Raw genomic sequence first — 14,825 nt, 5'->3', positions numbered from 1 at the left:
AGAATCACTTATTCACGTTAAAAAAATACAAACATTAGCATATCGCCCAGTCGATTTTGCAAACAATTGCACAATAAATTGCATCCTATAAGACCTGATATTCACGTACCATGTGCTAAATACTGTGCAGCAAAAACCGGCCTGACGGCACCGAATCATGATGCCGATACCCGATGGCGCACCAGCCACCGCTTCCAGGACAGGAACTTTTATACCTGGCCACGATTCACATTGATAAAATCAGGAGCAGCCATGAATCAACAAGAATCCAATCAGATATTTCGTCGTAATGATTGTCCCTGGGGCAAAAAGGCCGTTAAATTATTACGCGAAAAAGACATTGATTTTAAAGATCACATCTTCGCATCCACAACCGATGAAGATGCATTCAAAGAAAAATGGGATGTAGAGACAACACCCCAGATATTTTTGAACAACGAGCGCATTGGTGGTTATACCGAACTGGCTGATTACTTTGATATCGATACCGATGACCAAAATGAAAACAGAGAAGAAACATCCTATATTCCGGTAATCGCCGTTTTTGGTATCGCACTGCTGATGGCCTTGTCGACCGATACCATCATGTTCAGCTTCATGGGATATGCACTGTGTTTACTGGCGTGTCTGAAACTGATGGACATAAACAGCTTCGTATCAGGGTTTAAAAATTACGATCTGATCACACAGCGTCTGCCGTTTTATGGAAAAGTCTATCCTTTTGCCGAACTGATCGCAGGCCTGGGTTTTTTGACACCCCAATATCTGCATATTACCGGATGGGTATCATTGTTTGTCGGTATCGCCGGTGGTATTTCAGTATTTAAGGCGGTATATATCGACAAAACCGATTTGAACTGCGCATGTGTTGGCGGCAATTCAAATGTTCCACTGGGCACCGTCAGCTTTACCGAGAATGCAATGATGGCTATCATGGGTGCCTGGGTGCTGTTTGTGTAAAACCAACTCGGGCAAACAGTCCCATTTGACGCAGAAGGCTGCGTGTCACAGAATAACTATGGCAATACAGGATCGCCTGTAACAGATGTTTTCTTACTGGCTGTCAACCGCTCACGCTTAACGGGGACAAATACTGGAATGCGCTGAAAGCGCACGTATACAAGGATATTTTATGCTCACGACACTGCGCCGCCATCTCCTGACCCGCCCTATCCTCAAACGCATGCGCAAGGCTCTGCCAGGCATATCGGATACTGAGCGCGAAGCGCTGGAAGCTGGAGATGTCTGGTGGGACGCGGAATTGTTCACCGGCAATCCTGATTGGTCAAAGCTTTTGCAAACACCTCCCGTTAAACTGTCACAAGATGAGCAGGCATTTCTGGATGGCCCGGTCGAAGAATTGTGCGGTATGCTCAACGACTGGGAAATCAACTGGGAACGTAAAGACCTGCCACCTGAGATCTGGCATTTCATCCGTACCCATAAATTTTTCGCGATGATTATTCCGCAACAATACGGCGGACTCGGCTTTTCGGCCTATGCCAATTCACAGGTCATCCGCAAAATCGCCAGCCGGTCCGTAGTAGCCGCGGTCACAGTGATGGTACCCAATTCGCTCGGCCCGGGTGAATTGCTCATGGAATTCGGCACGAAAGCACAGCAGGACCACTGGCTGCCACGGCTGGCAAACGGCACGGAAATTCCCTGTTTCGGATTAACCAGTCCGCAGGCAGGCTCAGACGCTTCCTCCATGGATGACAACGGCGTCATCTGCAAAGGCACTTATCAGGGCGAGGAAATGACCGGCATTCGTTTAAACTGGCATAAGCGTTACATCACGCTCGGGCCTGTAGCAACCGTGCTGGGCCTGGCTTTCAAACTGTATGATCCCGAGCATTTGATTGGTAACCAGGAGGAACTGGGCATCACAGTGGCTTTGATTCCGACTGACCTGAACGGCATCAATATCGGTCGACGCCATTTGCCATGCTACCAAATGTTCCAGAATGGCCCCAACTGGGGTAAGGATGTATTTATTCCGCTGGATTTCGTCATCGGCGGCCCGCAGCAGATCGGTAAAGGCTGGAAAATGCTGATGGAGGCGCTTGCAGCCGGGCGAGGCATTTCCCTCCCTTCACTTGCAGCCGCTGCAACCGCTTTTTCAGCACGAACAACAGGCGCCTATGCCCGCATCAGACAGCAGTTTCATATTCCGATCGGAAAATTCGAGGGTGTACAGGCCCGCCTTGGAAAACTGGCTGCGAACGCCTATCTGCTTGACGCTGCACGTCAATTAACCTGTGCCGGACTTGATCAGGGTTATAAACTCGCCGTAATTTCCGCAATCATGAAAGCGCACACAACCTACCGGATGCGTGACGCGATCAATGACGCCATGGACGTACATGCCGGCAAGGCGGTAATCGATGGGCCGTCAAATTATCTTGGCAACTTATACCGGGCGGTGCCGATCGGCATCACGGTTGAAGGAGCAAATATCCTGACACGCAACATGATCATCTTCGGACAAGGTGCCATCCGCTGTCATCCCTGGCTCTTGAAAGAAATACTGGCATTGGAAGAAGAGGATCAGAAAAAAGCGCTTGTCGAATTTGATAAAGCTTTCTGGGGCCATGTTGCACACAGCACAAAAACTCTGGGGCGTGCATGGCTGCGCAGCTGGACAAACGGAAAATATTCACCCGTTCCATCCGTCCCTGATCAACTATTGCCATACTATAAGCAGTTAAGCCGCTACGCGGCTGCTTTCGCCCTGGTTGCCGATTTCGCGTTTCTGACACTGGGAGGCGCATTAAAACGCAAAGAAATGCTGTCCGCGCGCCTGGGCGACATCCTCTCAGAACTCTATTTTATCTCTGCCGTATTAAAACGATGGCAGGATGACGGTAAAAAAAACCAAGACCTGCCCCTCGTTGAATATTGTGTACAGGAAAGTTTTACCGTTATTGAAAACCGGCTGGACGCCGTGTTCAGAAATCTGCCGAACCGCTTCATGGCCTGGCTGGCCCGCTTCATCACCATGCCTCTGGGACCGCGGACCTATGGCCCCTCGGACAATCTGATCAGGCAATGCGCGGAATTTTTGCTTGAGCCATCCACGCAGCGGGAACGCCTGACCGAAGGCCTGCATGCCGGTAATGAGCACGGTGCCGTATCGATTCTGGAAAAGGCCTTCAGACTGGTCGACGAAAGCAGTTCGATAACGGAGAAAATGAAAAAAGCACGTATCTACAATATCGAACAGGCGCTCGAGCAAGGCATTCTGTCGAATGCCGAAGCCGAGAAGCTCAAAGCAGCAGAAGCAGCTGTAGCACAGGTCATCGCGGTGGATGACTTTGATGCCGGTGTATTAACAGGAATACAAAAGGAATAACCATGGTGCAGACAACATTACATCAACACAGTGAAGCACAGGTACTTCAGGGACGCCCGGTGTATATCATCGACGGAGCCCGCACACCGTTTATCAAGGCGCGCGGCAAGCCCGGCCCGTTTACACCGGTGGATCTTGCCGTGCAATGCGGTCGCCCGTTGCTGTTGCGCCAACCCTTTCACCCCAGTGACTTCGATGAAGTTATCCTCGGCTGTGTCAGCGTGATTTCTGATGAGATGAACCCGGCTCGTATCGCCGCATTACGCCTGGGCATGGGCGACAGCATGCCGGCGTTTACCGTACAAATTAATTGCGGCTCAGGCATGCAATCCATCGACACCGCATATAAATACATCCGCGCCGGTAATGCCGATCTGATACTGGCCGGCGGTGCGGAAGCATTAAGCCACGCGCCGCTGTTTTTCAGGCGCCAGGCGGTTGAGTGGTTCGCCTCGTTAAACAGGGCCAGTTCTTTGGCCCAGAAAATTAAATCCCTGGCCGCTTTCAAACCGGGGTATCTAAAGCCTGTCATCGGCCTGCTGCGTGGCCTGACCGATCCAGTAGTCGAAATGAACATGGGGCAAACCGCCGAAAAGCTGGCATATTTGTTCGATATTACACGCCAACAGGCTGATGAGTATGCAGTAGCCAGCCATTCACGACTGCATCGGGCGCAGCAGGAAGGATTTCTGCAGAACGAAATCGAGCCTGCTTTCAGCAGTTGCGGACAGGTTTTTGAACATGACGACGGTGTTCGTCCGGACTCATCACTTGAGAAACTGGCAAAGCTCTCGCCTGCTTTTGAACCGCCACACGGAAAAGTAACGCCAGGAAACAGCTCCCAGATAACCGATGGCGCTTCATGGGTTATTCTCGCTTCAGAAGATGCTGTCAACCGATACAAGCTGGAGCCCAGGGCAATAATAAAAGACAGCGAATGGTCGGCGCTCAGCCCTTCCATCATGGGACTGGGGCCTGTTTTATCCTCGACGGCCATCATGAAGCGCCATCAACTCACATTGGATAATATTGATTTGTGGGAAATTAACGAAGCATTTGCTGCACAGGTACTGGCATGTCTGAAAGCATGGAATGATACGGATTTCTGCAAATCGGTACTGGGACTCGAACAACCGATGGGAGAAATGGATCAGTCCATTCTCAATGTAGATGGCGGCGCAATTGGATTGGGACACCCTGTTGGCACCAGCGGCAACCGTATCGTTTTGCATCTGGTCAACGCGATGCACCGCCTGGACAAAAAAAACGGTATTGCCACAGAATGCATCGGCGGCGGACAGGGCGGCGCGATGCTAATAGAAAAGGTATAAATCATGAAAGTTGACGTACTCGAGCATGTTGAGAACCTGAATCAATACGGACCAACGTATACATCAGTAAAACCTAACTGGCTCTCCCGGCTTGATGAGCGTAGCATATTATGGCTGCAGCTGGACAAGCAGGACAGCAGCGCCAACACGCTGTCCGAAGACGTACTTCAGGAGCTCAGTGAAATACTTGATGATATCGACAATAAATCGCCTACGGCGCTGGTTATCGGTTCCGCAAAGCCCAAGGGATTCTGCGCAGGCGCTGATATTAAATCATTCAAAAGCCACGATGAATCCGAAATGGCAAATATGCTGCATCGCGGCCATGCAGTTTTAGACAGGCTGGCGTCGCTGGATGTACCTACCGTTGCCGTGATTCACGGACACTGCCTTGGCGGCGGTCTGGAACTGGCGTTAGCCTGCCAGCAACGCATTGGTGTTAAAAACGGACTGGAAATGGGTTTTCCCGAGATCCGTCTCGGCGTACACCCCGGACTGGGCGGCACATACCGTTTGACGCGCCTGATCAATCCAGTCACTGCCATGACCATGATGCTGACCGGCAAATCGGCGTATGACAGGCAAACCAAAAGCCAGGGACTGGTTGACGATCTGGTTGAAAGCCGCCATGTCGAAAATGCGGTATGCGCAGCGATTGAAAAAGGCGTCAGGAAACGCAGGCGCAAATTCAGTAATTTCATGCTGAATACGCTGGCAGTACGTAAATTCGCTGCAAAAAAGATGCGTGCCGAAAGTGAAAAAAAAGCACCATCCACCTATTACCCTGCGCCTTATGCACTGATCGATCTCTGGGAAAAATTCGGCAGCAGCACACATAAAATGCAGGCAGCGGAAATTCAGTCATTTGCCAGTCTAATAACGAGCGAAACTGCCCGGAATCTTGTGCGCATTTTCTTTCTGCACCAGTCGTTAAAAAACCAGGCAAAAGCGCGCGCCGATATTCAACACGTCCATATCATCGGTGCCGGTTCAATGGGCGGCGAAATTGCGGGTTGGTGCGCCATGCAGGGCCTGAAGGTAACGTTATCCGATCAACAGGCTGAACCTGTCGCCAAGGCCGTCAACAATACCGGGCAGCTTTGCCGAGACAAACACAGAACCGGCGCTGAGACACGCGACACGCTTGACCGTTTGATTCCGGACATGCGCAATGACGGTCTGGAAAACGCGGATTTGATAATCGAAGCTGTTCCTGAAAAAATCGATATCAAGAAAAAACTGTATCAAACCATTGAACCGCGCATGAAAGCCAATGCCATTCTGGTGACCAACACTTCAAGCATCCTGATCGAAAAACTTACAGACGGCCTGAGAAATCCTGCGCGCTTTATGGGTCTGCATTTTTTCAATCCGGTTTCCAAAATGCTCATGGTGGAAGCGATTGCTCATGACAATACCAGCACGGATGTAGTTGAACGGATTCTTGCGTTCACTCGCGATATAGGAAAAATTCCGGTACAGGTAGCGAGTTATCCCGGCTTTCTGGTCAACCGGGCACTGACACCCTATCTGCTGGAAGCTATTGTCATGCTCGAGGAAGGTATCGACAAAACACGCATTGATGAGATAGCTAAAAATTTCGGTATGCCGATGGGTCCAGTGGAGTTGATCGACCAAATCGGCCTGGATATTTGTATCCATGTGGCAGATATGCTGGCTGATTTACTGGACAAGCCGATGGCCAGGATTCCAGACAATGTACGCAAAAAAGCCGAAAACGGAGAACTTGGAAAAAAATCCGGCAAGGGCTTTTATCAATGGGAAAATGGAAAAATCAAACGTGATAAAAAAAGCACCAGTAAACAGGAAACGAATATACCCGATGATCACTTAACCGATCGACTGATTCTGCCTATGCTCGACGCCTGTGTGGAATGTCACCGTCTGGGGATCGTCAAGGATCCAGATCATCTTGATGGTGCAATGATTTTTGCGACCGGTTTTGCGCCTTTTCGGGGCGGCCCTATCCACTACGCCCGCACACGAGGCGCAAACGAAATTGTCACGACTCTCGAAAAGCTGAGCCAGCAGCATGGCGAGCGGTTCAAGCCGGATCAGGGCTGGCAGTCGTTATAACTGTTTTATGGATAATAAGCCGGTCGTATACTCGTGTCCCGATGCGCTGGCGAATGACATTATCAGGCAGGCGGGCAAACGCATCCAACTTGCTTTGCCGCTTGGCCTTGGGAAAGCCAGCCATATTGCCAACGCACTGGTCGAACGGGCGCTGGCAGACCAAAGTATCAATTTACAGATTTTTACCGCATTGACGCTGGAACGGCCAGAATTGAACAGCGAGTTCAAGCGCCGTTTTTTTGAACCCGCACTCAACCGCCTTTTTGGCGATTATCCGGATCTGATTTATGCAAAATTGATGCGGATGGGAAAACTGCCACGGAATATTGTGGTGAATGAATTCTTCTTTCTTGCCGGACAGTGGTTGAAAGTTCCAGCAGCGCAGCAGCAATATATTCCAGTCAATTATTCACATGCTTTGGATTGCCTTCTGGACAACGGCGTGAATGTTCTGGCGCAGCTGGTAACACACGAAGGTGATGAATACAACCTGAGTTGCAATCCCGATATTACAGCGGATTTATTAAATGTACGGCGTAAAGGACGCGCCCGGTTTCTTTTTGCGGCACAGATCAACCGCCAGCTACCGTTCATGTACGGCGATTCGCAAATCGGGACACAGGAGCTGGACCTGTTGCTTGAAAGCCCGGACAGTGAACACGAGCTGTACAGCGCGCCCAAACGACCTGTCAGCCTTGCAGATCAGGCGATCGGACTTCATGCATCCCGATTGGTGCGTGATGGCGGCACACTTCAGATCGGGATCGGCTCGATTGGTGACGCAGTTTCTCATGCGCTGATTCTACGTCACAAGCATAACGCCATCTTCAGAAAACTGATTGATGATCTTGCCGGTCAGCATACTGCTGATAACAGTGACCACTATGATGACCAACCATTCCGGGACGGCATTTACGGCATGAGCGAGATGTTCGTTGATGGTTTCCTGAGACTGGCAGACAATGGCATACTCAAACGCGACATCAATGGAGCGGTTCTACATGGCGCTTTTTTTGTTGAATGCAGGGACTTTTATCGTCGTTTACGCGAAATGTCCGCGAAAGAAAGGGCACGCTTTCAAATGAAGGCCGTCAGTTTTACCAATGAGATTTTTGGTGACGAGATGAGCAAGCGGCGTGCGCGCTTTAAAGCCAGCTTTATCAACAACGCCATGCTTGCAACCCTGCGCGGCTCTGTCATATCAGACGCATTGGAGGATGGCGCTGTCGTGAGCGGGGTCGGTGGACAGTATAATTTTGTTGCTCAGGCTTTGTCGCTCGACGATGCATTTTCAATTATTACGCTGAATGCCACGCGCCAGTCCCAAGGCCAGACGGTATCGAATATTACCTGGTCCTACGGCCATGAAACGATACCCTGGCATCTGCGTGATCGAGTAGTCACAGAATACGGCATAGCAAAACTGCGTGGCAAGTCAGATGCACAAGCGATAGCCGCAATGCTGTCTATTACGGATTCGCGGTTTCAGGACGATTTGCTGAAAAAAGCGAAAGCGGCCGGCAAGATCGATCCGCACTGGACCATACCAAAGGCCTACCGCAACAATACACCGGATCGAATCAGGACAGCACTGCAACCGGCCAGAGAAGCGGGTATATTGACGACATTTCCATTTGGCACCGACTTCACGCAAACCGAGCAGCGCCTGCTGCCGGCACTGGAAATTTTAAAACAGAAATCTCGTTCAAAACATGCATTGCTGCGTCTGTTTATCGATGGATTCATGTCAGGAGATTTGACTTCAGCCGAAACTGCATGCCTGGAACGCATGCAATTAAATAAACCGGCAGGCCTTAAAGAGTTCGGCTACCAAAAAATACTGACAGCCGCGCTTCGGCAATCGAGAGAGCTATGAGTAAGTTTGATTGCGGTAAATGCATGCTTCTGCCAAGTAGCCACTATTGACTTGACGCAGCTTCTTACGGAAAGCGTATTATGGAACCACACATTATCCAGCTGTATCCACAACCGGGCGGCGCACAGCGCCTCAAAGGCACCTATCTCGCACACGATCTGCGTCAATTTGCTGCTAAAGACCAGGCATATGTCTATACCAACTTTATTACAAGCCTGGATAACCGTATTGCGATAAGCCGCAGTGACGGAGAAGGTATGGAAGTTCCACAGTCAATCGCCAACGAACGGGACTGGTGGCTATTTCAGGAATTGGCCAGCCAGGCTGACATCTTAATCAGCAGCGGGCGATATCTGCGCGAATGGGCACAGGGAAACGCACAGGAAATTCTGCAGATTGACGACCCGAGATTTGCAGAACTGCGCGAGTGGCGGCAGTCGAACGGACTCCCGCCACAGGCAGATATTGCTGTTATCAGCAACAATCTGAATTTTCCTGTTCCTGATGTACTGACAGCCGGCGGAAGAAAGGTTTTTGTATTTACAACCGCCGGCCTCAATCCGGATCGGGCCAAAGAAATAGAAAAAAAAGGCGTGCATGTGGTTGCGGCAGGAGATCGCACAGGTGTTAACGGCAACACAATGATCGATTACTTGACCGAACAAGGCTACCGCATAATTTTTTCGTCTGCGGGCCCAAAAGTCTTTCACTTATTGATGGCCAGCAAAGTGTTAAACAGATTGTATATCACATACGCCAGCCGAATACTCGGCGGCGAATCCTATGCCGATATCGTAAAAGGCGCATTGCTCGAACCCGCCGTCAATTTTAATCTGAACAGTCTGTATCTGGATCCGGCTGGACCAGATGGAAAAAGCCAGCTGTTCTTTGCGTTCGACCGCCTGTGACTAGTGCTCTTTCAATATGATATTGTCAGGTACAGCGTTATCGTGGTGTTATGCAGCAAGGCACAGTACACGGGAAAGGGTTATTCCCTTTTCAAGTACTGTAACGCGGCTGCAGGACACCACGGTAACGTCCGGTGGGTGCGCTTGTCAGCGCCCATGGACCGTGTTGTGTCTTTTGGTAATAGAATGACTATTTCCTGCAAGACACGCCTTGCCATGAGTGCTGACAAGCGCACTGAACCCGGCAATATCATATTGATAGAGTACTGGTCTTCACTCGCTACAGAATTTTAGTTCTCAGGATCGTATGGCACGGGCTGCTTGGTGACATCTGCCTGACGAATTACCTGCACTCTGTAGCCAAAAGGGTCCCTGAAATCGCATTCGAAATCAGGGTAAAACGTGAGATTCCATTTCTCGGCGCGCTCACGTACTGCTTCAAGGTTATCGACAACAACACCCCAGTGCCCATCCTTGGGTGTATCCGGATTAATGGATGGATCTTCAAATAGCGCCAGAAAATCAAAACGGCCGTTCAAGTCCAGCATCGCTGCCTTGTCGGTCTGTTTCATGACCTCAACCTCCAGTATGTCCCTGTAAAATGCAATGGCCTTGTCCAGATCATTGACATCCAGTGCAACATGATTAATTCCATAGACCTGTACCATAATTAACACGCCCTCCGGTAAATGATACGTTAAAGGAAGAAAAGCCAATATACAGTCTAACCAATTGGCCTTTCTACCGCCAGTTCGCCTTTGAACCGCTTTTATTGACAACCGTGCACGCTCGTTCCCGCGTATTCAACAAGCATGAATTACATTTATCTCTTCAGTAAAAATATGATTTAGCAATGTTTAAAACCATATAATCATGCAATAATGATTTCAGAAGCTAAACACACTTGATGCTGTTGATGACTCATGGCTACCGTCTTAAAGGTGTATTTTTCGAGTAATCAAACCACAAACTGAGCCAGCATCAACACAACTGAAACGTATTTGAATCTACGCAGTCTATTTTAATTATTATGCAGTAAAAAGAACTTAATCACATGTAGACAACCGTAATATGGACATGAAAACCTCAATCGAGAACAAGCTTCGGACACTGCAGCCGCGCCATCTGGAAGTCGTTAACGAGAGTTACAAACATAATGTACCGGCAGGCTCGGAATCCCATTTCAAGGTAACTATCGTTTCCGATCAATTTAATGGAAAAAGACTAGTGGCCCGGCATCAGCTGGTCAACAATATTCTGGCTGATGAACTTACCCATTCTATCCATGCACTTGCACTGCATACAATGACAATCGAAGAATGGCATGACACCGGTGGAAAACACAAGGAGTCTCCTCCGTGTCTTGGCGGTTCTAAAGCAGAACGGCCTTGATGCAACTGTTTTTTCAGGAGAAGCAATTAGTCAGTTTAAATAATGTAATCAGATCTTTTGAATTCGATCGAGTTTTCAAGGAGTATTCTCAGGATATCGAACAGGTCGTTTGGTAAAAACCATGTATAAAGTATAGGAGGTAAAGCAGATGAATGAGACATTTGACAAAAAAGCCGTACTGAAATGCCTTAACAAAATCCTCGAACTCGAGCTTGCAGGGGTAGTTCGCTATACCCACTACGCTTTTATGGTTTATGGCTACAACCGTATACCTATCGTATCCTGGCTGCAGGCACAGGCGGACGAATCACTGCTTCATGCCCGTGAAGCAGGTGAAATGATTACGCATCTGGGCGATCATCCGCCACTGACGATCGGTCCTTTGCTTGAAACCCATCAGCACGATATTGGCGATATCCTGCGCGAGTCACTGGAACATGAAAGAACTGCTTTAGCAAGCTATAAAGAATTATTGTCTCTGGTTGAGGGTAAATTCGTGATGCTTGAAGAGTATGCGCGCCGACTGATTGCTGCGGAAGAAATGCATCAGGGTGAAGTGGACAAAATGCTGCGCCGGCCGGGTGCAGTTGCTGCTTTCTCTGAAACAAAATAAAGCCATAACCTGACAACAGTATCAATCAATAACTACTGATTCAGATAATTTTTCTGAAACGAAAGCACCCATTTGATTGCGATCTGGCACACAATTCAGGCATGCGGCCGCGGTGAGAACTGTTTTGCCAGATCCATTATTTAGAATGGTAATCACTGAAGGGGCTCATGGCATCAGGATGAAAACCAGACTTCAGTCCGGGGATGCGCTGATTATTGTCGATATGCAAAACGATTTTCTGCCTGGTGGTAGTTTGCCGGTCACCGCAGGAAAAAAGATTATTCCGGTGATCAATCAATATATCGTTAATTTCCAAAGTCGCGGGCTTCCAATTGTTGCAACACGCGACTGGCATCCGGAGAATCATTGCTCGTTTGAGTCAAATGGCGGCCCCTGGCCTTCACATTGCGTTGCACACACTGAAGGAGCCGCGTTTCCGGCAGCACTTGAACTCCCTGACAACGCCACAATAATTTCCAAAGCCACGACACAGGAAAAAGACGCATACTCGGCATTTTCAGGGACGCAACTCAATGAAATGCTGCAATCGCGCAATATAAAGCGGTTATTTGTTAGCGGACTGGCAACCGAGTATTGCGTTTTGAGTACAGTGGAAGACGCCATTCGCTTGCACTATAAGACATTTATACTCACGGATGCGGTATGCGCAATTAACCAACAGCCAGATGACGGTCGCAATGCACTGCTGAAAATGCAACGAATCGGGGTCGTTCCGGTCAATCACGAGGAGATTGAATGATGAATCCGTACTCAAATCCCTATGGGCAATTCAGTCCGTTGCTGACCGATCTGTATCAGCTGACCATGCTGCAAAGCTATATAGAACACGGCATGGAAGATACCGCAGTATTCGAAATGTTCGTACGCAAACTGCCAGAAGGCCGTAATTTTCTGGTTGTTGCCGGACTTGAGCAGGTGCTGGATTATCTCGAGTATTTACGATTTTCCGAGGACGAACTTACCTGGCTTGCTTCACGTTTTCCACCTCATGTTATCGAGTATTTGAAAGAGTTTCGCTTTGCCGGAGATGTTCACGCGCTGCCGGAAGGGACAGTTTTTTTTCCGGATGAACCAATAATCCGGGTTACCGCCCCGCTGCCACAAGCTCAATTGGTCGAATCCCGGATTATTAATCTGATACATTTCGAGACACTGATTGCCTCCAAAGCAGCCCGTTCGGTCCTGGTTGCACCTGATAAAACACTGGTTGATTTTGGCATGCGCCGTGCGCATGGCGCAGAAGCCGGACTACTGGCTGCGCGTGCAAGTTACCTGGCAGGATTCTCCGGCACTGCGACAGTACTTGCCGACGCTGTTTACGGCGTGCCGCTATACGGCACGATGGCTCATTCGTATATTCAGGCACATGACGACGAACTCGAGGCTTTTAAACACTTTGTGCAATCGCATCCAGACAATACCGTACTGCTCATCGACACATACGATACCGAAAAAGCCGCGGCCAAACTTACCGGTCTTGCCGACAAGCTCGCACGGAAACGAATTCAAATCAACGGTGTTCGACTGGATAGCGGCGATTTGGCCGAACATGCGAGAAATGTACGCAGAATACTGGACCAAGGCGGCCTGCACGAAACCACCATTTTCGCCAGCGGTAATATCGATGAGTACCGTTTACACGCGCTCATACAGTCCGGTGCCCCGATCGACGGTTTCGGGATCGGAACAGCACTCGATATATCCAGTGACGCACCTGCACTTGACTGCGCTTATAAACTTCAGGAATATGCGGACAAACCACGCCGTAAGCACTCGGAAGGAAAAGCCACCTGGCCCGGCAGAAAGCAGGTATTTCGCTGCTATAACGACAGCAATTGTTTTGCAGGCGATGTCGTGGCGCTGGAGGATGAGCAACCGCACACCGGCGAACCTTTGCTCAAACAATACATGCAGTCAGGCGAGCGCATACAGAACAATCTGCCGTTAAATGAGATTCGCCGGAAAACGGTATCGAACTATTCTCAACTGCCGCATGCCATGAAGCTTCTGGATACCGCGCCCGCTTATCCGGTCAGGATCTCCGGAAAAATAAAACAGCTGGCGGAACAACTTGATGCCAGGTATGCAGCAAAACAACAGTCGTAAGGCAGTCATGAGATTATCGTGCGATCTGACCCGCGCTTTTTTAAAAATCAACGGCAAAAAAAGGATAAACAGAGTAGTCTTGAGATATGTAAAACCATTTACCCTCATTCAAGACATACTGTCAATATAAGAATGAAAATTGCATGGTATTGATTTCGATACCAGCCGTAGAAAATCAAGCCGCTTTCTTTCAATGTGTATGCTTACTAAAAATCATTGATAGTTAATACTATCTCGATCCAGACATTATTTTTACCAGTTCTTGTGTTTTCTCAAAACTGTCGACAAGTTGTCTATAAACAGCGTTTTGCTCACAGCAATCTATACCTAACTGGTTTAAACGGGTGTTTTCAGATACATCTTCGCATTTATTATGCAATGCTGTTACCATGTTAGCCGCTGTTCCGACCAGAACAGCAACCTCCCAAAACGATTGCCGATAATGGTTGTCACGTTGAAATCTAATGGCTGTGTTCAATACATCAGGAAATTTCATTTGGCAACAGAGCCAGCTGCCTACTTCACAGTAATCAGTTCCTGTATGTTTTATCAAAGCCTTATTAACTGTTAATCCTGAATCTGTCTGGGACTCTCGTAATGCTTTGTTGGTCTCTTTGGGTAATTGATCTGCAAGCCACAGTAAGCCGATATTATGCAGAAGGCCAGCGGACTGGGAGGTTTGTTCAAAATCATTACATTCCACTTTATGAGATATTCTGGAAGCCAACAGACCGGCACCCTTACTGACCAGCAACGAAGTCGTCCAGAAGCGGTCTACTTTGAAGCCGGGGCATTTTCTTGTATCAAAACAAGAAGAAATTGACATGCCCAGACTTACACTCTTGACAATTGAATGACCCAAAATGAAACATGCCCGGTCTACGCTTGTTACAGGCTTTGCAGATGAAATCCATGCGGAATTGGCCAAATAAACCAGTCGCGCTGAAATTTCAGGAAATTTCATGATTATTTCTGCTAACTTCTGATGATTTAATTCAGTATCATCCAGTGCTTTCAACAGCTTATTTATATTTTTTGATAATAAGGGCAGATTTGTACTTCTTCGAGTACGCTGGATAAAGAGCTGACTAGTACAATTTACGTGATCGGTTATCATTATCAAACT

At 48.6% G+C, this 14,825-nt stretch carries 12 protein-coding genes; 10 read left to right on the top strand and 2 right to left on the bottom strand.

Features of this window, described 5'->3' with window-relative positions; genetic code table 11:
• The first annotated feature begins 252 nt into the window (after positions 1-252).
• The 6 genes from BMY62_RS00195 to BMY62_RS00170 all read left to right on the top strand — a co-directional run bounded on the left by BMY62_RS00195 (position 253) and on the right by BMY62_RS00170 (position 9,567).
• Positions 253-960, top strand: coding sequence for a MauE/DoxX family redox-associated membrane protein (locus BMY62_RS00195; protein ID WP_090654865.1), 708 nt, complete (start codon positions 253-255; stop codon positions 958-960).
• A gap of 172 nt (positions 961-1,132) precedes the next feature.
• A complete protein-coding gene (locus BMY62_RS00190) occupies positions 1,133-3,355 on the top strand; it encodes an acyl-CoA dehydrogenase (RefSeq protein ID WP_090654862.1) in 2,223 nt (740 codons plus the stop codon).
• Positions 3,356-3,357: 2 nt separating this feature from the next.
• Positions 3,358-4,686: an acetyl-CoA C-acetyltransferase gene (locus BMY62_RS00185; RefSeq protein ID WP_090654859.1), complete on the top strand. Its 1,329-nt coding sequence runs from the start codon at positions 3,358-3,360 to the stop codon at positions 4,684-4,686.
• 3 nt (positions 4,687-4,689) lie between these two features.
• Positions 4,690-6,783, top strand: coding sequence for a 3-hydroxyacyl-CoA dehydrogenase NAD-binding domain-containing protein (locus BMY62_RS00180; RefSeq protein WP_090654857.1), 2,094 nt, complete (start codon positions 4,690-4,692; stop codon positions 6,781-6,783).
• Positions 6,784-6,790: 7 nt separating this feature from the next.
• Entirely contained in the window at positions 6,791-8,659 is a 1,869-nt protein-coding gene (locus BMY62_RS00175; protein ID WP_090654854.1) for an acetyl-CoA hydrolase/transferase C-terminal domain-containing protein, read from the top strand.
• Between the two features lie 80 nt (positions 8,660-8,739).
• Positions 8,740-9,567, top strand: coding sequence for a RibD family protein (locus BMY62_RS00170; RefSeq protein ID WP_090654851.1), 828 nt, complete (start codon positions 8,740-8,742; stop codon positions 9,565-9,567).
• A 290-nt stretch (positions 9,568-9,857) separates the two neighbouring features.
• On the opposite strand, the gene BMY62_RS00165 is transcribed toward BMY62_RS00170, so the two are convergent.
• A complete protein-coding gene (locus BMY62_RS00165) occupies positions 9,858-10,235 on the bottom strand; it encodes a VOC family protein (protein WP_090654849.1) in 378 nt (125 codons plus the stop codon).
• A gap of 409 nt (positions 10,236-10,644) precedes the next feature.
• On the opposite strand from BMY62_RS00165, the gene BMY62_RS00160 reads away from it, so the two are divergent.
• The 4 genes from BMY62_RS00160 to BMY62_RS00145 all read left to right on the top strand — a co-directional run bounded on the left by BMY62_RS00160 (position 10,645) and on the right by BMY62_RS00145 (position 13,699).
• Entirely contained in the window at positions 10,645-10,959 is a 315-nt protein-coding gene (locus tag BMY62_RS00160) for a BolA/IbaG family iron-sulfur metabolism protein (protein ID WP_256207363.1), read from the top strand.
• A 148-nt stretch (positions 10,960-11,107) separates the two neighbouring features.
• Positions 11,108-11,572, top strand: a complete 465-nt coding sequence (locus BMY62_RS00155; RefSeq protein WP_090629827.1) for a ferritin-like domain-containing protein — start codon at positions 11,108-11,110, stop codon at positions 11,570-11,572.
• Between the two features lie 178 nt (positions 11,573-11,750).
• On the top strand, positions 11,751-12,332 hold the full coding sequence (locus BMY62_RS00150) for a nicotinamidase (protein ID WP_090654844.1): 582 nt from the start codon (positions 11,751-11,753) through the stop codon (positions 12,330-12,332).
• Complete coding sequence (locus BMY62_RS00145; protein ID WP_090654841.1) at positions 12,332-13,699, top strand: nicotinate phosphoribosyltransferase; 1,368 nt, start codon at positions 12,332-12,334, stop codon at positions 13,697-13,699. The genes BMY62_RS00150 and BMY62_RS00145 overlap by 1 nt, the downstream gene beginning before the upstream one ends.
• Before the next feature lie 229 nt (positions 13,700-13,928).
• On the opposite strand, the gene BMY62_RS00140 is transcribed toward BMY62_RS00145, so the two are convergent.
• Positions 13,929-14,816 carry an HDOD domain-containing protein gene (locus BMY62_RS00140; RefSeq protein WP_090654839.1) on the bottom strand — a complete coding sequence of 296 codons (888 nt, stop codon included), beginning with the start codon at positions 14,814-14,816 and terminating at the stop codon, positions 13,929-13,931.
• Positions 14,817-14,825 lie beyond the last annotated feature (9 nt).

Source organism: Nitrosomonas marina (genome assembly GCF_900111605.1).
GTDB lineage: Bacteria > Pseudomonadota > Gammaproteobacteria > Burkholderiales > Nitrosomonadaceae > Nitrosomonas > Nitrosomonas marina_A.
This window is presented reverse-complemented; position numbering and strand designations above follow the sequence as displayed.